General features: G+C 64.8%; 17 protein-coding genes. 8 read left to right on the forward strand and 9 right to left on the reverse strand.

The window, feature by feature from the left end; all coding sequences use genetic code 11:
- Positions 1-42: 42 nt before the first annotated feature.
- A complete protein-coding gene (locus tag AUL36_RS17365; RefSeq protein ID WP_062222708.1) occupies positions 43-885 on the reverse strand; it encodes a 23S rRNA (adenine(2030)-N(6))-methyltransferase RlmJ in 843 nt (280 codons plus the stop codon).
- A 130-nt stretch (positions 886-1,015) separates the two neighbouring features.
- Between AUL36_RS17365 and AUL36_RS17370 the strand changes: the two genes are divergently transcribed.
- Complete coding sequence (locus tag AUL36_RS17370) at positions 1,016-2,128, forward strand: alkene reductase (protein ID WP_062222710.1); 1,113 nt, start codon at positions 1,016-1,018, stop codon at positions 2,126-2,128.
- 107 nt (positions 2,129-2,235) lie between these two features.
- The gene (locus AUL36_RS17375) at positions 2,236-4,341 is read left to right on the forward strand and encodes a molybdopterin-containing oxidoreductase family protein (protein WP_062222712.1); all 2,106 of its coding nucleotides are present in this window, start codon (positions 2,236-2,238) and stop codon (positions 4,339-4,341) included.
- Here AUL36_RS17375 and AUL36_RS17380 read toward each other — a convergent pair.
- From AUL36_RS17380 to purM, 3 genes are all read right to left on the reverse strand, one after another.
- Entirely contained in the window at positions 4,338-4,937 is a 600-nt protein-coding gene (locus AUL36_RS17380; RefSeq protein WP_062222714.1) for an HdeD family acid-resistance protein, read from the reverse strand. The genes AUL36_RS17375 and AUL36_RS17380 overlap by 4 nt on opposite strands.
- 80 nt (positions 4,938-5,017) lie before the next feature.
- The gene (purN, locus tag AUL36_RS17385) at positions 5,018-5,704 is read right to left on the reverse strand and encodes a phosphoribosylglycinamide formyltransferase (protein ID WP_156418439.1); all 687 of its coding nucleotides are present in this window, start codon (positions 5,702-5,704) and stop codon (positions 5,018-5,020) included.
- Positions 5,701-6,771 (reverse strand): phosphoribosylformylglycinamidine cyclo-ligase, encoded by a 1,071-nt coding sequence (gene purM / locus AUL36_RS17390; protein WP_062222716.1) that lies wholly within the window; start codon positions 6,769-6,771, stop codon positions 5,701-5,703. Before purM ends, purN begins: the two co-directional genes overlap by 4 nt.
- 306 nt (positions 6,772-7,077) lie before the next feature.
- Here purM and AUL36_RS17395 point away from each other — a divergent pair, with 306 nt between their 5' ends.
- From AUL36_RS17395 to AUL36_RS17410, 4 genes are all read left to right on the forward strand, one after another.
- Complete coding sequence (locus tag AUL36_RS17395; RefSeq protein ID WP_062222718.1) at positions 7,078-8,247, forward strand: AI-2E family transporter; 1,170 nt, start codon at positions 7,078-7,080, stop codon at positions 8,245-8,247.
- A gap of 2 nt (positions 8,248-8,249) precedes the next feature.
- Positions 8,250-8,936 (forward strand): hypothetical protein, encoded by a 687-nt coding sequence (locus AUL36_RS17400; protein WP_244497158.1) that lies wholly within the window; start codon positions 8,250-8,252, stop codon positions 8,934-8,936.
- Positions 8,937-9,180: 244 nt separating this feature from the next.
- On the forward strand, positions 9,181-11,373 hold the full coding sequence (locus tag AUL36_RS17405) for an RNA degradosome polyphosphate kinase (RefSeq protein ID WP_192843854.1): 2,193 nt from the start codon (positions 9,181-9,183) through the stop codon (positions 11,371-11,373).
- On the forward strand, positions 11,348-12,883 hold the full coding sequence (locus AUL36_RS17410) for a Ppx/GppA family phosphatase (protein ID WP_441294144.1): 1,536 nt from the start codon (positions 11,348-11,350) through the stop codon (positions 12,881-12,883). Before AUL36_RS17405 ends, AUL36_RS17410 begins: the two co-directional genes overlap by 26 nt.
- Before the next feature lie 55 nt (positions 12,884-12,938).
- Here AUL36_RS17410 and rnd read toward each other — a convergent pair whose 3' ends face one another.
- The gene (gene rnd / locus AUL36_RS17415) at positions 12,939-14,090 is read right to left on the reverse strand and encodes a ribonuclease D (protein WP_062222724.1); all 1,152 of its coding nucleotides are present in this window, start codon (positions 14,088-14,090) and stop codon (positions 12,939-12,941) included.
- Positions 14,091-14,254: 164 nt separating this feature from the next.
- Here rnd and aspS point away from each other — a divergent pair, with 164 nt between their 5' ends.
- Positions 14,255-16,045, forward strand: coding sequence for an aspartate--tRNA ligase (gene aspS, locus AUL36_RS17420; RefSeq protein ID WP_062222726.1), 1,791 nt, complete (start codon positions 14,255-14,257; stop codon positions 16,043-16,045).
- Between the two features lie 46 nt (positions 16,046-16,091).
- On the opposite strand, the gene AUL36_RS17425 is transcribed toward aspS, so the two are convergent.
- Both AUL36_RS17425 and AUL36_RS17430 read right to left on the reverse strand, forming a co-directional pair.
- The gene (locus AUL36_RS17425; RefSeq protein ID WP_306302840.1) at positions 16,092-16,595 is read right to left on the reverse strand and encodes a 2'-5' RNA ligase family protein; all 504 of its coding nucleotides are present in this window, start codon (positions 16,593-16,595) and stop codon (positions 16,092-16,094) included.
- Positions 16,596-16,685: 90 nt separating this feature from the next.
- Entirely contained in the window at positions 16,686-17,867 is a 1,182-nt protein-coding gene (locus AUL36_RS17430; RefSeq protein WP_156418440.1) for a hypothetical protein, read from the reverse strand.
- 216 nt (positions 17,868-18,083) lie between these two features.
- Here AUL36_RS17430 and parC point away from each other — a divergent pair, with 216 nt between their 5' ends.
- Entirely contained in the window at positions 18,084-20,330 is a 2,247-nt protein-coding gene (parC, locus tag AUL36_RS17435) for a DNA topoisomerase IV subunit A (RefSeq protein ID WP_062222732.1), read from the forward strand.
- 48 nt (positions 20,331-20,378) lie between these two features.
- Here the strand turns inward: parC and AUL36_RS17440 are convergent, their stop codons facing one another.
- Positions 20,379-21,158, reverse strand: a complete 780-nt coding sequence (locus AUL36_RS17440) for an arginyltransferase (RefSeq protein ID WP_062222734.1) — start codon at positions 21,156-21,158, stop codon at positions 20,379-20,381.
- 124 nt (positions 21,159-21,282) lie between these two features.
- Positions 21,283-21,747 (reverse strand): RDD family protein, encoded by a 465-nt coding sequence (locus tag AUL36_RS17445; RefSeq protein ID WP_062222736.1) that lies wholly within the window; start codon positions 21,745-21,747, stop codon positions 21,283-21,285.
- Between the last annotated feature and the right edge of the window lies 1 nt (position 21,748).

The following is a 21,748-nucleotide window of genomic DNA, read 5'->3' on the forward strand; positions in this document are numbered from 1 at the left end:
TGGCGCGCGAGAATCATCGTTTGGCCACCATATTGCACCGAATCACTCTTCGGCCAGCACACGGACGCCACATTCCGCTTGTGTCGAGGTTTGCAGGACAGGTTGAAGCAAGCTCATGAGCGCCTTCGCCTCTTCGGCAAAGGTGAAGGGTGGGTTGACGACGACAAAGCCGGTGCCGACCAGCGGCTCGTCCGGCCCAAAGGGCTCGCGCCAGAAATCGGCCGCCACGATATTGGGTATGCCGCTATCGCGCAGCAGGTCGTGAAAGCGCCCGTACTGCGCCGGACGCTTCAGCGGATACCAGATGGCGTAGATGCCGCCCGGCCAGCGCGCATGGGCACGCTGCAATTGCTCGACGATTGTCTCGATCTCGTCCGTCCGCTCGAAGGGCGGATCGATGAGGACGAGCCCGCGCTTTTCCTTCGGCGGCACATGAGCCCCGAGGGCCAGCCAACCGTCGAGTTCGATCGTCTTCACCTGCACATCGCCTGCGAATTGCTCGGCGAGGGCGGCGGCATCGACCGGGTGAAGCTCGTAGGCGCTGAGCCGGTCTTGCCGACGCAGGAGATGGCGCGCGATCAGAGGCGAGCCGGGATAGGCGTCCGGTCCGAACCGCGCCCGCGTGTCTTCCACGGCCGCGCGATAGTCGGCCAGAAGCGGATCGTCCCAGGCGGGCGAGGCGATCAGCCGATCGATGCCTTCCGCCCCTTCGCCGGTGCGCTGCGCCTCGTCGCCCGACAGATCGTAGAGCCCGCGGCCGGCATGGGTGTCCATGACGCGGAAGGGCTTCTCCTTGCGCTGGAGATAGCGGATCAGCGAGCAGAGCAGGGCGTGTTTGACGACATCAGCGAAATTGCCGGCATGAAAGGCGTGGCGGTAGTTCACGTCGATTTCTTTCGCGTTTGAGGACGCTCTGTTCACCCGTTCGATGCCGCGATGCGGAACCCGAGCACCTATCTCCCCGTCTGGTACCTGAAACTGCGCTCTGCGCAAAATTCCAGACAAGGAACCGTCGATGGCCCCGTCCAAGATTTTCGAACCCTTCGACCTCGGTCCGCTGCATCTCTCCAACCGCACCGTCATGGCGCCGCTGACCCGCTCGCGCGCCACGTCCGACGGCGTGCCCAAAGAGATGCATGTCGAATATTATCGCCAGCGCGCCGGGGCGGGTCTGATCATTTCCGAGGCGACCAACATCTCCGTCGAGGGACGCGGCTATGCCTGGACGCCCGGCATCTATTCGGACGAGCAGGTCACGGCCTGGAAGAAGGTGACCGACGCCGTTCATGCCGAGGGCGGCAAGATCGTGCTCCAGCTCTGGCATGTCGGGCGCATCTCACACCCGGACCTCCAATCGAACGCCCAGCTGCCGGTCGCACCGTCCGCCGTCAAGCCGAGCGGCAAGGCCTTCACGGAGGAGGGCTTTAAGGATCATGTCGAGCCTCGCGCGCTGGAGGAGAGCGAACTCCCGCGCCTGATCCAGGATTATGTGCGCGCCACGCGCAACGCCCGCGCCGCCGGTTTCGACGGGGTCGAGGTGCACTCAGCCAATGGCTATCTGCTGGACCAGTTTCTGCGGGACGGCACCAACACGCGCACGGACCGCTATGGCGGCTCGATCGAGAACCGGATGCGCTTTCCGCTCGAGGTCGTGGACGCCGTCGTGGCGGCCTGGGACAATGAGCATGTCGGCATCCGCATTTCGCCGGTCACCGTCATGGGCGGCTCCAGCGAGAGCGATCAGCAGGGCCTCTTCAATGCCTATGTCGAGGAACTCGACAAGCGCGGCCTTCTCTACCTCCATGTGATCGAAGGGCAGACCGGCGGCGACCGCGACAAGGACGGCTTCGACTATCACGCCCTGCGCCAGCGCTTTCACGGCACCTATATGGGCAATAACGAGTATGATATCCCCCTCGCCCAACAGCGTCTCGAGGCCGGCGAGATCGATCTCGTGTGCTTCGGAAAGCTGTTCATTTCCAATCCCGATCTCGTCACGCGCATCCGCCTCGGCGCGCCGCTCAACGATTGGGACAAGGACACGTTCTATGGCGGCGACGAGCACGGCTATACGGACTATCCCTCGCTGACCCCCGAGGAACAGGCGCGCTACGGGCAGGCGGCCTGAGGCAGGCTCCGAGGTCGGCCCATGGCGGGCCGGCCTCACGCAGTTTGATGCCTCGCATGTCGAAAATGAATTGGGGCCGGGCTCGGTGCGTGCGATAGGATCGCGCCATGAACCAGCACGTCACGCCCCGCACCGGCTTCACCGCCTGTCCCCACGATTGCCCCTCGACCTGCGCGCTCGAAGTGGAAATCCTCGCGCCCAACCGCATCGGCCGCGTGCGCGGGGCGGAGGGGAACAGCTACACTGCCGGCGTGATCTGCGCCAAGGTCGCCCGCTATGCCGAGCGCGTGCATCATCCCGACCGCCTCCTGAAGCCGCTTCAGCGGGTCGGCGCCAAGGGCGAGGGCCAGTGGCGCGAGATCGGCTGGGACGACGCGCTCGACCTCGTGGCCGAGAAGTTCTTGGCGGCCGAGGCGCGCTATGGCTCGGAAGCCGTCTGGCCCTATTATTACGCGGGCACGATGGGCCTCGTGCAGCGCGACGGCATCAACCGCCTGCGCCATGCCAAGCGCTATAGTGGCGAATTCGGCTCCATCTGCACCAATCTCGCTTGGACGGGTTTCGTGGCGGGCACCGGCCGGCTGGCGGGCGTCGATCCGCGCGAAATGGCCAAATCCGACTGCGTGGTGATTTGGGGCACGAACGCGGTGGCGACGCAGGTCAATGTCATGACCCATGCCGTGCGCGCCCGGAAGGAGCGCGGCGCGCCGATCGTCGTGATCGACATCTACGATAACCCGACCATGAAGCAGGCCGATATCGCGCTGAAGCTGCGGCCCGGCACGGACGGGGCGCTGGCCTGCGCCCTCATGCATATCGGCTTTCGCGACGGCACGGCCGACCGCGCCTATCTCGCGCAGTATGGCGACGACCCGGCCGGGCTGGAGGCGCATCTCCAAAGCCGCACGCCGGAATGGGCGAGCGCCATCACAGGCCTGTCGGTCGAGGAGATCGAGGGTTTCGCCGCCCTGATCGGGCGCACCCAGCGCACGTTCTTCCGGCTCGGCTACGGCTTCTCGCGCCAGCGCAACGGCGCGGTCGCCATGCATGCCGCGCTCTCGGTGCCGACCGTCTATGGCCATTGGCAGCATGAGGGCGGCGGTGCCTTCCACAACAACGGTGCCCTCTGGCGCTTCGATAAGGCGCTGATCGAGGGGCTTGGCGACGAGGACCCGTCCATCCGCTATCTCGACCAGTCCCGCATCGGCGCGGTCCTGACGGGAGACAAGGGCGCGCTGGCCGGCGGGCCGCCGGTGACGGCGATGATCGTGCAGAACACCAATCCGGCCAATGTCGCGCCCGAGCAGCGCGATGTCGTGCGCGGTCTCCTACGCGAGGATCTTTTCGTCGCCGTCCACGAGCAGTTCATGACGGATACGGCGCGCCTGGCCGATCTCGTGCTGCCGGCGGCAACCTCGATGGAATATGACGACATCTATCGCGGCGGCGGCCAGAGCCATATCCTGTTCGGGCCGAAGCTGATCGAGGCGCCCGAGACCGTGCGAACCAACCATTTCGTGGTGGAGGAACTCGCCAAGCGCCTCGGCGTCGCGGATCGGCCGGGCTTCGGTATGAGCGAGCGCGAGCTGATCGACGATCTTCTGCGTCGCAGCGGCTATGAGGGGCTGGCGCATCTGGAAGCCGAACGTTGGCTCGACGTGCAGCCGGGCTTCGAGGAGGCGCATTATCTCGCCGGCTTCGCGACCGCCGACCGTCGCTTCCGCTTCCGCGTCGATTGGGCGAGCCTTTCGGCGCCCGATCGCCCGCCGGAAAGCATGGGATTGCTCGGGCCAATCGAAAAGCTGCCGAGCTTTCCCGACCATGCGGCCTTGATCGAAGAAGCCGACGCGGAGCACCCGTTCCGGCTGGCGACGCCGCCGGCCCGTCAGTTCCTGAACTCCACCTTCGCGGAAACGGAAGGCTCGCGAAAGCGCGAGGGTAAGCCCGAACTCAAGATGCACCCGGACGACGCCATGCGGCTCCGGCTGGAGGATGGTCAGCGCGTCGAGATCGGCAATCGGCGCGGCGATATCGTCCTTGTGCTCAAGATCGACGCGGCGACCAAGCCCGGCGTTCTGATCCATGAAGGGCTCTGGCCGAACGGGGCTTTCGAGCGCGGCGAAGGGATCAACGTGCTGACCGGAGCGGACCCGGCCGCGCCCTTCGGAGGCGCGGCCTTTCATGACAATCGCGTCTGGCTGCGAGCGCTTTAGACGCTGGGCAAGTTCTTGCGGGCGTCGAGGGCCGACATCAGGAGGCCGACGCCCGACGAGAGAAAGGAAATGCCGAGGAACACACCGATCGCCCAGACGGCCGTTCCCGGCAGACCCAGAACGATCATGAGCGCGAGCGCGACATTGAGAACGCCCGAGGCGATCAGGAGCACATGCCGGCTGGTCGAATCTTTGACAGCGCCGGCGATCGAAAAGCTCGCGATGCCCACCAGCAGGAAGTAGAGAGCCAGCACCCAGGTCAGCGTGACAGCGCCGGCCATCGGGTTCCAGAGAATGACCCCGCCGAGCAGCACCGACAGCACGGCCAGCAGAATGTGGGACCAGAAGCCCGGCGCGTTGCGGGCGCGGATGGCGGACACGAGGCCCACCGCGCCGCCCAGCAGCATCAGCCATCCGAAGAAGATCGTCGAAGCCAGCGTCGCGGCAAATGGCACGACGAGCGCGAGGATGCCGACGACACAAAGCAAGCCACCTTGGAAGGCGTAGAACTTCCAGTGATCATGCAGGAAGCGCTGCATCGGCGCGGTGTCCTGGCGGAATGTGCCGGACGAGGAAAAGTCAGGGAGCGAAACCATGTGAACCTCCTTTGTGCGACATCTCGACGCATAAATGGAGTGCCGGCCAAGGAGGTTCCGCCCGGGCTTGTGAAGCTTTGTTAATGCTCCAGCAGAAGGGCTTGGCCGCCGACCGAGAGAAGCGCCGGGGCCTTCGCATCGCTGGGCTTCGGCGTGAAGTGCGAACTCGCGCCCTCCATGGAGACGCCGCCTGAGGCGAAGAGCGCGAGGCTCTCGACATAAAGCCGATGCTCGACAGGGATCAGCCGCGCGGCGAGGTCGTCCGGCGTATCGCCGGGTCGCACCGGCACGACGGCCTGCCCGATGATCGGACCTTCATCCATGATTTCGGTGACGAAATGGACCGTGCAGCCATGCAGCCGGGCACCCGCTGCAATGGCGCGCTCATGCGTGTGCAGGCCAGGGAAGAGCGGCAGGAGCGAGGGATGAACGTTGATCATCCGCCCGGCCCAGCGCGCCGTGAAGGCCGGCGTCAGAAGTCGCATATAGCCGGCAAGGCAGATGATGTCCGGCTGCGCGCGCTGCAGCGCGGCGTTGACCTCGGCCTCGTGCGCCTCGCGTGACGAGAAAAGCTTGTGATCGACGGCGACGGCCTCGATGCCCGCCGCGCGAGCGGTCTCCAGCCCTTGCGCCTCGGGGCGGTTCGACAGGACAAGAACGATCTGGGCGGGGTAGTCGGGGCGTCCCGCCGCTTCGAGCAGCGCCTTCATGTTGGAACCGCGTCCTGAGATCAGGACCGCGACCCGCTTGCGAGCCCCTTCGGTCAAAGCGCCAGCCCGCCGTTGAAGGTGACGGACTTCTCGCTCCCACGTGCCAGAATGCGGCCGAGCGACACGACGCTTTCGCCTTCGCTCTGGAGAATGGCCGCGACCGAGGCGGCTTCCGCTTGCGACACGACGACGATCATGCCGATGCCGCAATTGAAGGTGCGCAGCATCTCGGCTTCGGCAACACCGCCCTGCTGAGCGAGCCATGCGAAAACGGGCGGAACCGCGACGGCGTGAAGATCGATATCGGCGCGCAGATGATCGGGCAGAACGCGCGGAATATTCTCGGGGAAGCCACCGCCGGTGATGTGGGCGAGCGCCTTCACGCCGTTGCCGGCGCGGATGGCCGCAAGCAGCGGCTTCACATAGATGCGCGTCGGCTCCAGCAAGGCTTGTGCGAGCGTGCGGCTGGTATCGAATGGGGCAGGGGCGTCGTAAGCCGCGCCGGCCTTCTCCACGATGCGGCGCACCAGCGAATAGCCATTGGAATGGACGCCGGAGGAGGCGAGGCCGAGAATGACGTCGCCCTCGGTCAGTTCGGCGCTCGGCAGAAGTCGGCCGCGCTCGGCCGCGCCCACGGCGAAGCCGGCGAGGTCATAGTCCTTCTCGGCATAAAGGCCGGGCATCTCGGCCGTCTCGCCGCCGATCAGCGCGCAGCCGGCCTGACGGCAGCCTTCGGCGATGCCGGCGACGATCGCTTCGCCCTGCGCGGGGTCGAGCTTTCCGGTCGCGAAATAGTCGAGGAAGAAGAGCGGCTCCGCACCCTGAACCACGAGATCGTTGACGCACATGGCCACGAGATCGATGCCGATCGTGTCGTGCAGGCCGGTGTCGATCGCGATCTTCAGTTTGGTGCCGACACCGTCATTGGCCGCAACCAGGACCGGATCGGTAAAGCCGGCCGCCTTCAGATCGAACAACCCGCCGAACCCGCCGATTTCGCCGTCGGCCCCTGGACGCCGCGTCGAGCGCACCAGCGGCTTGATGCGCTGGACGAGTTCGTTGCCCGCGTCGATGTCGACGCCGGCTTCGGCATAGGTCAAACCGTTCGTGGTCTCGGCGGTCATGGCAGCGGTTCCCGTTTGGGGCGAGTTCGCACAGTCGCATCGCGCGGGCAAGACTTTCCATGCGCAAGATGGCCACGAATCTCGCCCGAAAGACGCGGTTCGTGCGCGTGGCGGCGAGGGATAGGGTTGAGGAAGGGTGAAGGACTCGTCTGCCGGGGCTGTTCCGACCGCCGCATCGTTCGAGTTTTCCCCTTTGTGCACATGCTGTCAGGCAGGGCTTGACCCGTCTTGGAGGGGCTGCCTATCTCGACAGTCGAGCGCGCCTGCCCGCCCTCTCGTCCCCGCGCGCCCCGGAGCTTCGCATCGATGGTTCATGATCGCACCAAGCTCCTGAAACGGCAGGTGCTTTTCTGGGGGCTCTCGGCTCTCGTGCTGGGTATCTGCCTTTGGCTCTTTCGGGGCATTCTTCTGCCCTTCGTCCTCGGAATGGTCATGGCCTATTTCCTGGACCCGATCGCCGATCGGTTGGAGCGCTGGGGTCTCTCGCGGCTCGCCGCAAGCCTCCTGATCCTCGTGGCCTTCGTGATCCTGATCGCGCTCGTGATCCTGATCGTGGTGCCGGTCATCAGCTCGCAGGTCGCGAGCTTCGCCGATCGCCTGCCGCAATATCTCGGGCGGCTTCAGGAACTGGCGCTTGAGCTGCGCACCGGCTCTCTGTCACGCTTCTTCAATGGCGACGATCAGACCCTTCGCCAGGATTTCCAGACCTTGGTGCGCCAGCTTTCGGGCTATACGACGGCGCTCGTCGCCTCGCTCTGGTCATCCAGTCTCGCGGTCGTCAATTTCGTCTCGCTCTTCGTCGTGACCCCCGTCGTCGCCTTCTATTTGCTGCTCGACTGGGACCGGATGATCGCCAAGATCGACGGCCTGGTGCCGCGCCAGCATGTGGCGACCGTGCGCCGTCTGGCGCGCGAGATCGACCGCGCCGTTGCCGGCTTCGTGCGCGGGCAGGGCAGCGTCTGCCTGATCCTCGGCACGTATTATGCAGTGGGCCTGACGCTGGTCGGGCTGAATTTCGGGCTCCTGATCGGCTTCTTTGCCGGCATCATTTCCTTCGTGCCCTATGTCGGCTCGGCCATCGGTCTGATCGTGGCGATCGGCGTCGCGCTCGTTCAGTTCGCGCCGGACTGGATTTGGGTCGCGGCCACGGCGGGCGTTTTCTTCACCGGTCAGTTCGTGGAGGGCAACATCCTCCAGCCCAAGCTGGTGGGCGCCTCGGTCGGGCTGCATCCGGTCTGGCTGATGTTCGCGCTCTTCGCCTTCGGCGCGATCTTCGGTTTCGTCGGGCTGCTCATGGCTGTTCCGTCCGCCGCCGCCGTGGGCGTGCTCGTGCGCTTCGCGATCCATAAATATCTCGAGAGCGAAATGTATTTTGGGCGTACGATCGAGATGTCCTCGCCGCGAGAGATCGAAAGCGGCGGCCTCGATCTCGCCCTGAAGAACCAGTTCGATCCGAAAACGGGAAAGTCCGGTTGATCGTGCGTCAGCCTTCACAGATTCCATTCGACCTCGCGCCTACGCCCTCGCTCGCGCGGGACGACCTGATCGTCGGCGAGGGAAACGCCCTGGCTGTCGAGGCGATCGACCAATGGCCGCATTGGTCTCATCCGGTGCTGCTCGTGGTCGGCCCCATCGGCTCGGGCAAGACGCATCTGGCGACCGCATGGGCCGAAGCGTCGGGCGCGAGCGTGCTTCGGGCTGGCGAGCCGGCGTCGGACCTCATCAGCCAGGCGCCTTTCGCGGTTCTGGCCGAAGATATCGACCGGGCGGGTTTCGAGCCGGAGGAGCTGTTCGCGCTTCTGAACGCCGCGCGCCTTGGCGGCGGCACCGTTCTGTTGACGTCGCGCAAGCCGGTTTCGGCCATGCCCTTTGCGCTGCCCGATCTCTTGTCGCGCCTACGCGCGGCCACGGTGACGGATCTCAGCGCGCCGGACGAGGCGCTTCTTTCGGGCGTCTTGATGAAACTTGCGGCGGATCGACAGGTCGAGTTCGATCCTCGCCTGATCGACTACGCCGTCGCGCGCATGGAGCGCTCGATGGAGGCGGCGGCCGAGCTGATCCGGCGGCTGGACATGGAAGCGCTGGCATCGAAGGAGCGGATCACGAAAACGCTGCTGCAACGCATACTCGCGGAAATGGACGTGGAAAGAAGTCGCGCGTCATGAAACAGTCGTGCGCCGCCCCTAGGGCAATCTCCGACACCTCTTTTTGACGACGGCTGACATGAGCGATTCGACCATCTCCGACAAGACCAAGAGCCGGAGCACGGTTCGCTCGCCGCGCCGCCGGAGCCCGGCGGGTGGCGATGCTATTCAGCGCGCAAACCCCGTAGATTCCGACCTCGCGGTTGCCGACGAAAATATGGTCGATGGCGGCTTCGACGACGAGCCCATGCCCGATCAGCCCTTGATGGAGGCGATCGGCATCGTTCCGGTCACGCAACCGGAGGCGCCGTCCGTTCAGAGCGAATTGCCGGCCGACCGCTATGTGAACCGGGAAATCTCCTGGCTCCAGTTCAACCGCCGTGTTCTGGAAGAAGCGCAGAATCCCGCCCATCCGCTTCTGGAGCGTGTGCGCTTCCTGTCGATCTCGGCCGGCAATCTGGACGAATTCTTCATGGTGCGCGTTGCCGGCTTGGCCGGGCAGGTGCGCGAGAAGGTGGAGGTGCGCAGTGTCGACGGGCTTCTGCCGCAGGAGCAGCTCGACCGGATTCTCGCCGAGGTTACGGCCCTTCAGGAAGAACAGCAGGCGTCTCTGGCCTCGCTGGTCAAGGATATGAAGGCCGAGCGCATCGCGATCGTGGGCGCCGGCGATCTCAAGCGCGACGATCGCGCTTGGCTGGAGCGCCATTTCAACGAGTCGATCTTCCCCGTTCTGACGCCGCTGTCGGTGGACCCGGCGCATCCGTTCCCCTTCATTCCCAATCTCGGTTTCACCATGGCCCTGTCCATGGTGCGCGAGCGCGATTCGCAGGGGATGAACGCGCTTCTGCGTCTGCCCGTCGCGCTCCAGCGCTTTGTCGAGATGCCGCCGACCGAGGCGGGCGAAGCGCGTTTCGTGCCGCTGGAAAGCGTCGTTGCGACCTTCATCTCCAAACTCTTCCCCGGCTACCGGGTGAAGGGGCAGGGCACGTTCCGTATCATCCGAGACTCGGACATCGAAGTCGAGGAAGAAGCAGAAGACCTCGTGCGCCTGTTCGAGACGGCGCTCAAGCGCCGTCGGCGCGGCTCGGTTATCCGCATCGAGTTCGACCATGTGATGCCCGAAAGCTTGCGCAATTTCGTGGCCGGCGAACTCGGCGTCGCGGAAAATCGTATCTCGGTGATGGACGGGCTGCTGGCGCTCGATTCGGTGTCGCAGATCGTCAAGCTGCCGCGCGACGATCTGAAATTCGATCCCTACATCCCGCGCTTCCCCGAGCGCATCCGTGAGCATAATGGCGACTGCTTCGCGGCCATCCGCGAGAAGGACATCGTCATCCACCACCCCTATGAGAGCTTCGACGTGGTGGTGCAGTTCCTGCGCCAGGCCGCGCGCGACCCCGACGTGGTGGCGATCAAGCAGACGCTCTACCGCACCTCGAACGACTCGCCGATCGTGCGCGCGCTGATCGACGCGGCGGAATCGGGCAAATCAGTGACGGCGCTGGTGGAGCTGAAGGCGCGCTTCGACGAGGAAGCCAATATCCGCTGGGCGCGCGATCTGGAGCGCGCGGGCGTTCAGGTCGTTTTCGGCTTCATCGAGAAGAAGACCCACTCCAAACTTTCGCTCGTGGTGCGTCGCGAAGAGGGCAAGCTGACCTCCTTCGTCCATGTGGGGACGGGCAACTACCACCCGATCACGGCGAAAATCTACACCGACCTTAGCTATTTCACGACCGATTCCGACATCGCCTATGATGTCGCGCATATCTTCAACTACATCACTGGCTATGCCGAGCCGACCGAGCTTCGCAAGCTCGCCATGTCGCCGCTGACGCTGCGCAAGCGCATCATCCAGCATATCGAAGAAGAGATCGAGCACGAGAAGGCGGGTCGTCCGGGCCAGATCTGGATGAAGATGAACTCGCTGGTCGATCCGCAGATCATCGACGCGCTCTACCGGGCGAGCCAGGCGGGCGTCGAGATCGATCTCGTGGTGCGCGGCATCTGCTGCCTCAAGCCGCGCGTGCCGGGCCTGTCCGACAATATCCGCGTGAAGTCGATCGTGGGCCGCTTTCTGGAGCACAGCCGCATCTTCTGCTTCGGCGCTGGGCATGGCTTGCCTTCGGAAAAGGCGATCGTCTACATGGGCTCGGCCGACATGATGCCGCGCAACTTGGACCGTCGAGTGGAAACCTTGATTCCGATCACCACGCCGACCGTTCACAGTCAGGTTCTGTCGCAGATCATGCTCGCCAATATTCTCGACAATCAACAAAGCTGGTCGGTTCTGGCCGATGGCACGTCGCGCCGCATTGAGCCGTCGCAAGGCGAGCAGCCGTTCAACGCCCAGCGTTATTTCATGACCAACCCGAGCCTCTCGGGTCGGGGGAAGGCCCTGAAGTCGAATGCACCCAAGCTCATCGCGAGGCAGCGTGCCGAGCACTCACGCTTCGATTGATCTCCTGCATCCGAACGGCCGGATTCCCGGCCGTTCGCCTGTGGCTGTCGTGGATATCGGATCGAACTCGGTTCGCCTCGTGATCTACGAGGGCAATGTTCGCGCCCCCACCACCTTGTTCAACGAGAAAGTGCTGAGCGGTCTGGGGCGCGGCATCGCCCAGACCAATCGGCTGGACGACAAATCGGTCGCCAGCGCCATCAGTGCGCTCAAGCGCTTCCGCGCGCTCTGCGACCAGAGCGGGGTGGAGGAAATTCATCCGATCGCGACGGCCGCCGCCCGCGAGGCGATCAACGGGCCGGACTTCGTGGCCGCCGCCGAAGCGGCCCTGCGTTGCCCCATCACCATCCTGTCGGGCGCGGACGAGGCGCATTATGCGGCCGAGGGCGTCATCGCCGGCTTCCATGCGCCGAACGGCATCGCCGGCGATCTGGGCGGCGGCAGTCTGGAGATTGTCGAAGTCGCGGACGGGCGCATCGGCAAGGGCATCACCATGCCGCTCGGTGGTCTTCGCTTGCAGGACATGTCCGGCAACGACGTGACCAAGGCGCGTGCGATCGCAGAAAACTATATGGCCGGATCGGACTTCGCAGCGGTCGCCGCCGGCCGCCCCTTCTACGCCGTGGGCGGAACCTGGCGAAACCTCTTCAAGCTGCATATGGAGCAGTCGGGCTATCCCGTTCATGTGATGCATGGCTACCGAGCCAAGGTGGCCGAGATCGAAGTCTTCCTCGCCAATGTCGCCAAAGGCGACCCCGACAAACTGCCCGGCATTGCGACCATCTCGCGCAACCGTCGCTCGCTTCTGGCCTTCGGCGCGGTCGCGATGCAGGCCGTCATCTCGCAGTTGAAGCCGTCCGAGATCGTGCTCTCGGCCTATGGCGTGCGCGAAGGTTATCTTCATTCGCGCTTGTGGGACGAGGAAAAGGCGCAGGACCCGCTTCTGGAATCGGCGCGAGAACTGTCCTTCCTGCGCTCACGCTCCCCGATCCACAACGAGGAACTGGTGGATTGGTCGACGCGCACCTTCGAGGCGCTGTCGATCGGCGAGACGCCATCCGAAGCGCGGCTGCGCAAGGCGGCCTGCCTGCTGACCGATATTTCCTGGCGCGCGCATCCCGATTATCGCGGGCGCCAGAGCCTTTCGATCATCGTCAACGCCAATATCCCGGCGGTGGATCATCCCGGCCGCGTCTATCTCGCGCTCGCCAATTACTATCGCTACGAGGGCGAGTTCGACACGAGCATTCTGGACGGCATGGGCAGCGTGGTGGAGCCGAGACTTCTCTATCTCGCGCGCGTCCTCGCCTCGCTCTTCCGCGTCAGCTATCTCCTGACCGCCGCCATGCCCGGCGTTCTCGGACGGCTGCAATGGAAGCAGGATCCGCGCGGCGGCTTCTCGCTGGTGATCCCGCGCGATCTGGAGCCGCTTCTGGGCGAGCGTCCGGAGGCGCGCCTTCAGGCCTTTTCCAAGATCGTGGAGCGCACGCTCCGGTTCGACGTCCGCTGACGCCGATTGGTTCACAAAAAAAGGCGGCTCCCGGAGCCGCCTTTTTTGTGGGGGATCAGAGCGAGACGATCTCGACCTTTCGATTGCGGTAGACGAGAGCCGTCTTGCCGGCCAGAAGTTGAAGCGCGCGTTCGCCGAACAATTCGCGTCGCCAGCCTTGCAGGGCCTGCACATCGGCCTTCTCGCCATCGACCGCGAGCTTTTCCAGATCGTCGCTGGAAGCGATGAGGCGCCCCGCGACGCCCCGCTCTTCCGTCACGATCTTCAGGAGAACACGCAGGAACTCCACCGCCGCCGCCGTGCCTTCGGGCAGGGTCGGGGGCTTCGGAATGGGCGGAAGGGCCGACTTCGGAATCGCATGGGCGCGCGCAACGGCGGCAAGCAACTCGCGGCCCGCGCTGGAACGTTCGAAGCCCTTGGAGACCGTGCGCAGGCGCGAAAGAGCCTGCTCGTCGCGCGGTTGTTGCTGAGCGATCTCGTAGAGCGCGTCATCCTTCAGGATGCGCGAGCGCGGCTGGTCCTTGGCGCGGGCTTCTCGCTCGCGCCAGGCGGCGATCTCCTTGAGGACGGCAAGTTCGATCGGCTTGCGAATGCGCAGCTTCAGACGCTTCCAGGCATCGTCCGGGTGGATATCATAGGTCGCGGGATCGCCGAGCACGGCCATCTCGTCCGCCAGCCAGTCCTCACGGCCTTCCACCTCGAGCGCCTTGGCGAGGAAACGGTAGGCATCGCGCAGAAAGGTCACGTCGCCAAGCGCATAATCCAGCTGCTCCTGCGACAGGGGGCGGCGGCGCCAGTCGGTGAAGCGGGAGGTCTTGTCGATGCGCCCCTTGGTGGTGCGCGCGACAAGCTGGTCATAGGCGATCGACTCGCCGAAGCCGCAGACCATGGCTGCGACCTGCGTGTCGAACAGCGGCTCGGGAATCAGCCCGCCGAGCTTGTGGATGATTTCCACGTCCTGGCGCGCGGCATGGAAGACCTTGAGCACCGAGCGGTCGGCCATCAGTTCGAAGAAGGGCTGAAGGTCCATGCCCTCGGCCAGCGGATCGACCAGAACGGCCAGATCGTCGGAGGCCATCTGGATCAGGCAGAGTTCCGGCCAGAAGGTCGTCTCGCGGATGAACTCCGTATCGACGGTGACGAATTCGGCCTTGGCCAGGGTGCGGCAGGCATCGGAAAGGGCGGCTGTGGTCGTAATCGGCTCCATGCTTCGATCCATAAACGAAGCGGGCGCGCAAAGGAAAGCGCGCGAACCCGCCAAACCTTGACAGGACGGGTGCTTGATGCGCTTTTCCGCGCAAAAATGGGCTGTGCCGTCGGGCGCGGTCCCCCGGCGCCTCGCGGGATCGGAGGCTGATGTAAGGGATCCTCATGCACCGCTATCGTAGCCATACCTGCGCCGCTCTCCGCCCCTCCGAGGTCGGCCAGACCGTTCGCCTGTCGGGCTGGGTCCACCGGGTGCGCGATCACGGCGGCCTGCTCTTCATCGACCTGCGCGATCATTACGGCCTGACGCAGATCGTGGTGGACCCCGAGTCCCCCGCCTTCAAGACGGCCGAGACCGTGCGCTCGGAATGGGTCATCCGCATCGACGGCGAGGTGAAGGCCCGCACGCCCGATACGGTGAACGCCAAGCTGCCGACGGGCGAGGTCGAGATTTTCGCGCGCGAGATCGAAGTGCTGGCGCAGGCACAGGAACTGCCGCTGCCGGTCTTCGGCGATCTGGAATACCCCGAAGACGTGCGCCTCAAGTATCGCTTCCTCGATCTGCGTCGTGACACGCTGCATAAGAACATCGTCAAGCGCACGCAGATCATCGCCGCCATGCGCCGCGAGATGACAGGCGCGGGCTTTGCCGAATACACGACGCCGATCCTGACGGCCTCCTCGCCCGAGGGCGCGCGCGACTTCCTCGTGCCGAGCCGCATCCATCCCGGCAATTTCTACGCGCTGCCGCAGGCCCCGCAGCAGTACAAGCAGCTTCTGATGGTGGCGGGCTTCGACCGGTACTTCCAGATCGCGCCCTGCTTCCGCGACGAGGACCCGCGCGCCGACCGCCTGCCGGGCGAGTTCTACCAGCTCGACGTCGAGATGAGCTTCGTCACGCAGGACGACATCTGGACCACCATGACCCCGGTCATGACGCAGATTTTCGAGGAGTTCGCGGACGGCAAGCCCGTCACCCAGGAATGGCCGCGCATTCCCTATGACGTTTCGATCCGCAAATATGGCTCCGACAAGCCGGACCTGCGTAACCCCATCGAGATGCAGGCCGTGACCGAGCATTTCGCGGGCTCGGGCTTCAAGGTCTTCGCCGGCATGATCGCGTCCAACCCGAAGGTCGAGGTCTGGGCGATCCCGGCCAAGACCGGCGGAAGCCGCGCCTTCTGCGATCGCATGAATTCCTGGGCGCAGGGTCAGGGCCAGCCGGGCCTCGGCTATATCTTCTGGCGCAAGGAAGGCGAGACGCTGGAAGGCGCTGGCCCGCTCGCCAAGAATATCGGCCCCGAGCGCACCGACGCGATCCGCACGCAGTTGGGTCTCGGCGATGGCGATGCCTGCTTCTTCGTGGCGGGCGAGCCGTCGAAGTTCTACAAGTTCGCGGGCGAGGCGCGCACGCGCGCCGGCGAAGAGTTGAACCTCGTCGATCGCGACAGGTTCGAGTGCTGCTGGATCGTGGATTTCCCCTTCTTCGAATATAACGAAGACGAGAAGCGGATCGACTTCGCGCACAACCCGTTCTCGATGCCGCAGGGCGGTATGGAAGCGCTGGAAAACCAGGACCCGCTGACCATCAAGGCCTATCAGTACGATGCGGTCTGCAACGGGTTCGAGATCGCGTCGGGCTCGATCCGCAACCAGTCGCCCGAGTTGATGGTGAAGGCTTTCGAGATGGTCGGCCTGTCCAAGCAGGACGTGGAAGACCGGTTCGGCGGCATGTATCGCGCCTTCCAGTACGGCGCTCCGCCGCATGGCGGCTGCGCCTTCGGTATCGACCGCGTGGTGATGCTGCTTTGCGGCGCGAAGAACCTGCGTGAGATCACGCTCTTCCCGATGAACCAGCAGGCCTTCGACTTGCTGATGAACGCGCCGTCGCCCGCAACGCCGCAGCAGTTGCGCGATCTCCAGATTCGCCCGATGCCGCAGGCGCCGAAAGCCTGATCGAACTCATCTCAATGACGGTGAAAGGGCGCTGCGGCGCCCTTTTTCATGTCCGGTCGGACGGGAAGGAAAACTCGGCCGCCAGTTCCCAAGGCCCGCCGAGATAGCGCCAGAGAAGAAGACCCGTGCCGATGCCCCAGGCGGGTTCGAACCCCGCTTGCAGATGCTGGAGCAGGCTGCGCGCGGCCTCGGGCTCGACCTTGTTCTGAACGGTGACGTGCGGCCGGAAACCCTGCGCATCCTGGGGCGTCAGCCAAGGCTTCCAATGTTTGGCGAGATCGCCACGCAGCGCCAGAAGCGCCGGGCTTTCGATCTCGTAGGCGACACCACGACCCAGAAAGCGAAAGCCGGACACGCGAAGCGGCAGAGGCGGCGTCTCGTCCGCCAGCGCGCGGAGATGGCGGATAATGCCGGGCTCTTCGCTTCCCGGCAGCGCATGGAACAGCGTCAGATGCGCGGGGATGAGATTGCGTTTCGGCGGGAAATATTGCCGTCGTTCGCGCTCGAACCGGGCACCAAGCGCCGCGTCGAAGCGAAGGGTCAGGATCAAGGGGCTTTCGTTGTTCATGCACCCCCAACGCAAACGCCGCGCCTAGGGCTCCCAGGGCGCGGCGTCGCAGGTTGCGTACGGGACGGTCGATCAGTTGCCCGAGCGCACCGACAGATTGAGAATCTGGGGCAGCGTCTGCGGCGCGCCCATGGCCGCGCCCAGGATTTGCGTCGCCGGGACCGGGCTCGGCGGCGCGATGGAAATCGCGATCGAGCGGGGGTTCTGAAGGAAGCTGCGAACGGCGTCCGTCACCTGCGCCTGGAAGGTGGGATTCTGGAGATAGGCCAGCGCAAGCGGCAGGCCGCCGACGAGCTGGTCCACCAGCTGCGGGCGCGTCGTGTTGTTTTCCTTGGCGTAATAGTCGAGCAGCTTGTTGGTCAGCGAGCGGTCGGTGAAGGAGAGCTCGGCCGAGCGCAGATAGAGCTGCGAGATCAGCCCGATCACCGCCATGCCTGCGCCGTCGCTGGCTTGAGGGGATGCCTGCATCTGCTTGGACAGCTGGGCGAGCGACTGGATGAAGCTCGGCGTGTAGCCGGTGATCGTATAGGAGAAGGACAGGGCGCCCGCATTGTCCACTTCCAACTGAAGCGGATCGAGAGAAAGCGCGCCGGTCTGCGGGTCCCACGCGCCCGAGCCGGTCAGATCGCCGGTCAGCTGCGGATAGCCGAGCGCGACCAGCGGCGGCGTCTCGTTGCCTTCGGCCGTTGCCGTCGCGTCGAACAGGAAGCGGCCGACGCCGAAATTGGAGCGGTAGCCGCCATTGCCGGCCTGAAGATTCTCGATGCGCCCGTTCTCGACCGAGGCGAGCGTCTTGCCGGCGCGCTCCATGGTGGCGCCGCTCATCTGCGCGCGCTCGAAATAGAGCGGCGAAAGCGAGGCGGATTTGTCGTTGGTGCCCTTGATCTGAATCCCTTCGACCTGCACGCCCGACAGCGTGACCCGCGTCTCCTCCTCGGTCTGATCGACATCCGCAACCTGAAGGCGGCCGACGCGCCAGCCGTCCGGCGTCGATCCGGTGACCGTCTCGAAATGCAGATCGCCCAGCGCGACCGGCTGCGCGGCCTCGCCCTTCGCCGTCAGTTGCACGCCCTTCAGCGTGACATTGTCGTCGTCGGTCGCGACGCCGCTATAGGACAGCGTCGTGTTCTGCTCGCCCAGCACGGCCTTCAACCGATCGGCGAAGGCTTGCCCATCCACGGCGAATGCGGAGGATGAACCGGCGAGGACAAAAGCCAGGCCCGCCAGAAGGCTGCGGGTGCGCAAAGCGGTCATGAGCGGGAAACCTTTCGAACGGACGGCGAAGCCGGAGCCGGGTTGGCGCGGATTCGGGCGATGCAAGGACGAGTTCCGCGCTAATATGGCGAATTCGGCCGGGAGTGTAAGCCCGCCACCCGCGTTTCTGCGCTTATGGTTGCGATAGCCGCAAGCGGCGTGTCCTCGTTTTGTTCTTCCCTTGTTCGCGCCCGTCGATTGCGTTATCGAGCCCACATGGGCAAGCCTGTAGATCCTCCCGCCGGCGGCGGCGACATCGAACCGATCGACCTGAAGACGGCGCTGGAAGAGCGCTATCTGGCCTATGCGCTATCGACCATCATGGGTCGCGCGCTGCCGGATGTGCGCGACGGTCTGAAGCCGGTGCATCGCCGCATCGTCCACGCGATGCGCGCGCTGAAGCTCGACCCCGATCAGGGTTACAAGAAATGCGCCCGCATCGTCGGCGACGTGATGGGCAAGTTCCATCCCCATGGCGACGCCTCGATCTACGACGCGCTGGTGCGCCTCGCGCAGGACTTCTCGATCCGCTATCCGCTGATCGACGGGCAGGGCAATTTCGGCAATATCGATGGGGATAGCGCGGCGGCCATGCGCTACACCGAAGCGCGCATGACCGAGGTTGCGACCCTGATCCTGCGCGGGATCGACGAGAATGCCGTCGATTTCAAGCCGACCTATAACGAGGAAGACGAGGAGCCGGTCGTCCTTCCGGGCGCCTTCCCGAATCTTCTGGCCAATGGCGCCTCGGGCATTGCGGTGGGCATGGCGACCTCGATCCCGCCGCACAACGCGGCCGAGCTGTGCGATGCCGCGCTCAAGCTGATCGAAGATCCCGAGACCTCGCTCGACACGCTTCTGCGCTTCGTGCAGGGGCCGGACTTTCCGACCGGCGGCGTGGTGGTGGACAGCGCGGAAATCATCCGCGAGGCCTATGCGACCGGGCGCGGCTCGTTCCGCGTTCGCGCCAAGTGGGAGAAGGAAGAACAGGGGCGCGGCGGCTATGTCATCGTCGTCACCGAAATCCCGTTCCAGGTGCAGAAATCCCGGCTGATCGAGAAGATCGCCGACCTCCTGGTCGCCAAGAAGCTGCCGCTGCTCGGCGATATCCGGGACGAGTCCGCCGAGGATGTGCGCGTCGTTCTGGAGCCCAAGGCGCGCACGGTCGATCCCGAGCTTCTGATGGAATCGCTGTTCCGACTCACCGACCTCGAGTCGCGCATTCCGCTGAACATGAACGTCCTGTCGGGCGGCAAGGTGCCGAAGGTCATGTCGCTCAAGGAGGTTCTCTCCGAGTGGCTGGCGCATCAGCGCGAAGTCCTGGTCCGCCGCTCGCAGTTCCGTCTCGACCAGATCGAACGGCGGCTGGAAATCCTCTCCGGCTATCTCATCGCGTTTCTAAATCTCGATGAGGTGATCCGCATCATCCGCGAGGAGGACGAGCCCAAACAGGTCATGATGCGGACCTTCGAGCTGAGTGACCTCCAGGCCGAATCGATTCTCAACATGCGCCTGCGCTCGCTGCGCAAGCTGGAAGAGTTCGAGCTTCGCCGCGAGTTCGACCAATTGTCGGAAGAGAGGGCGGACAAGCAGGCGCTGCTCGCCTCGGGCGAGTTGCAATGGCAGCGCGTGGCCGGCGAGGTCCGCGAGGTCCGCGAAACCTTCTCCAAGAAGACCAAGCTCGGCAAACGCCGCACCATCTTCGCCGGCGCGCCGGAACGCTCGCTGGACGATATCGCGGTGGCCCTGATCGAGAAGGAACCGGTGACGGTCGTCCTGTCGCAGAAGGGCTTCCTGCGCGCCATGAAGGGTCATGGGGTCGATCTGTCGACGCTGGGCTTCCGCGAGGGCGATGCGCTGAAGATCGCGTTCCCGGCGATGACGACCGACAAGCTCGTGTTCCTGTCGACCAATGGTCGGGCCTTCACGCTCAACGCCGACAAGCTGCCGGGCGGGCGCGGGCAGGGCGATCCGATCCGGCTTCTGATCGAGTTTGAAGATGATCAGGACATCGCTCTCGGCTTCGTTGCCGATCCCGCGCAGAAGCGCCTCGTGGCCTCCACCGACGGCAACGGTTTCATCGTGCCGGAAGCCGAACTGATTTCGGGAACGCGCAAGGGCAAGCAGGTGCTGAACGTCGCCGATCCCGCGCGCCTCGCCTGCGCCGAGCGGGTGACCGGCGATAGCGTGGCCGTTGTCGGCGAGAACCGAAAGATGGTCGTGTTCCCCTTGGCGCAGGTGCCCGAGATGCTTCGCGGCAAGGGCGTTCGCCTCCAACGCTATGCCGATGGCGGGCTGCTCGATCTGAAGATCTTCAACCTTGCCGAAGGCCTGACCTGGAACGACACGGCCGGCCGCCAGCATCAGCGCTCGGAAGCCGACCTGTTGGAATGGCGCGGCGACAGGGCTCAGGCCGGGCGGCTGGTGCCGAAGGGCTTCCCCAAGAGCGGACGTTTCACCTGACGAAAAAGCCGGCCCCAAGGGCCGGCTTTTTGATGACATGTGGCCGTGTCACTCGCCTTCGATGGGCGGGACCACGGTCGGTTTGGGCTGATAGCGCTCCCAGCCCTTGGGCATCAGGTGCTCCTGCGGCTGGTAGCGGATCTTGTAATCCATCTTGCGCGAGCCATCGACCCAATAGCCGAGGTAGAGATAGGGCAGGCCGAGAGCGCGCGCACGCTCGATGTGGTCGAGGATCATATACGTGCCGAGCCCGCGCTGCGGCTCGTCCGGGTCGAAAAAGGAATAGACCATCGATAAGCCGTCGGCCATGACATCGGTCAGCGCGACGGCTTTCAGCGCGCCGTCCGAGCGCGGGGAAAAGGCGGAATCCGGCCCCTTGCGGCGATACTGGATGATCCGCGTATCGACCTGGCTGTCCTCGATCATCATCGCATAGTCCATGACGGACATTTCCGACATGCCGCCCTGCGTATGGCGCGCATCGAGATAGCGACGGAACAGGGCATATTGCTCGCTGGTCGGCTCGGCCTCGGCCATGCGCCCCACGAGATCGGAATTGGCAGCCCAAGTTCGGCGCATGGATTTGGCAGGCTTGAACTCGTCCACGAGGATGCGGATCGACACGCAGGCCCGGCAGCGCTCGCAGGCGGGGCGATAGGCGATGTTCTGCGAGCGACGAAAGCCGCCCTGCGTCAGAAGATCGAGAAGCTCCGGCGCGCGGTGCCCGACGAGATGCGTGAAGACCTTTCGTTCGAGCTGGCCGGGCAGATAGGGGCAGGTCGAAGGCGAGGTCAGGAAGAATTGCGGAGTCTGGGGATGCGCCGTCATGAGTTCCGACCGCCTCGTCGTGCATCCGCCAGCGAAAGGAGGCCGCTGGCGGGATGTCCCAGTTTGGAACCTGAAGCTTGCGTTGAAAAGACTGCCCGGACGCTTGCCTGCGCCGGGCGCCCGATCAGCTTCGGCGCACGACCACGGTGCCCAGAAGAAGATCCTGAAGCAATTGCTTGCGAGGCGTGAAGAGCGCCAGGAGAACGATGAAGCCGGAGGTCAGCGTTCCGGCGACCCAGAACAGGATGCTGTGCGCGGCTCCCATGCCGACATCCACCCGTTCGCCGTCCAAGCGCTCGAGACGAAGGTCGAAGAGACGCATCCCCGGCGTCGCCTGAGCGCTGCCACCCAGCGTGAAGCTCACATAGGGCAAGGCCACCAGCGGAAACAGGATGGCATAGAGCATCCAGCCGAGCCCGAATGTCACGATGCCAAGCAGACCCACCACGAAGAAGGCGGGGATGCAAAGCAGGAGCACGATCGAGTAATCGACGAGAAAGGCCATCATGCGCCGCGTGCGCACGCCCGAATAGGCGCGCGGCTGGTCGAGCCAGGAGGCGGCGGGCTGGAAAGGGGCGGTATTGCTCATC

The sequence above is a fragment of the Aureimonas sp. D3 genome, from assembly GCF_001463805.1.
GTDB classification, from domain to species: domain Bacteria; phylum Pseudomonadota; class Alphaproteobacteria; order Rhizobiales; family Rhizobiaceae; genus Aureimonas; species Aureimonas ureilytica_A.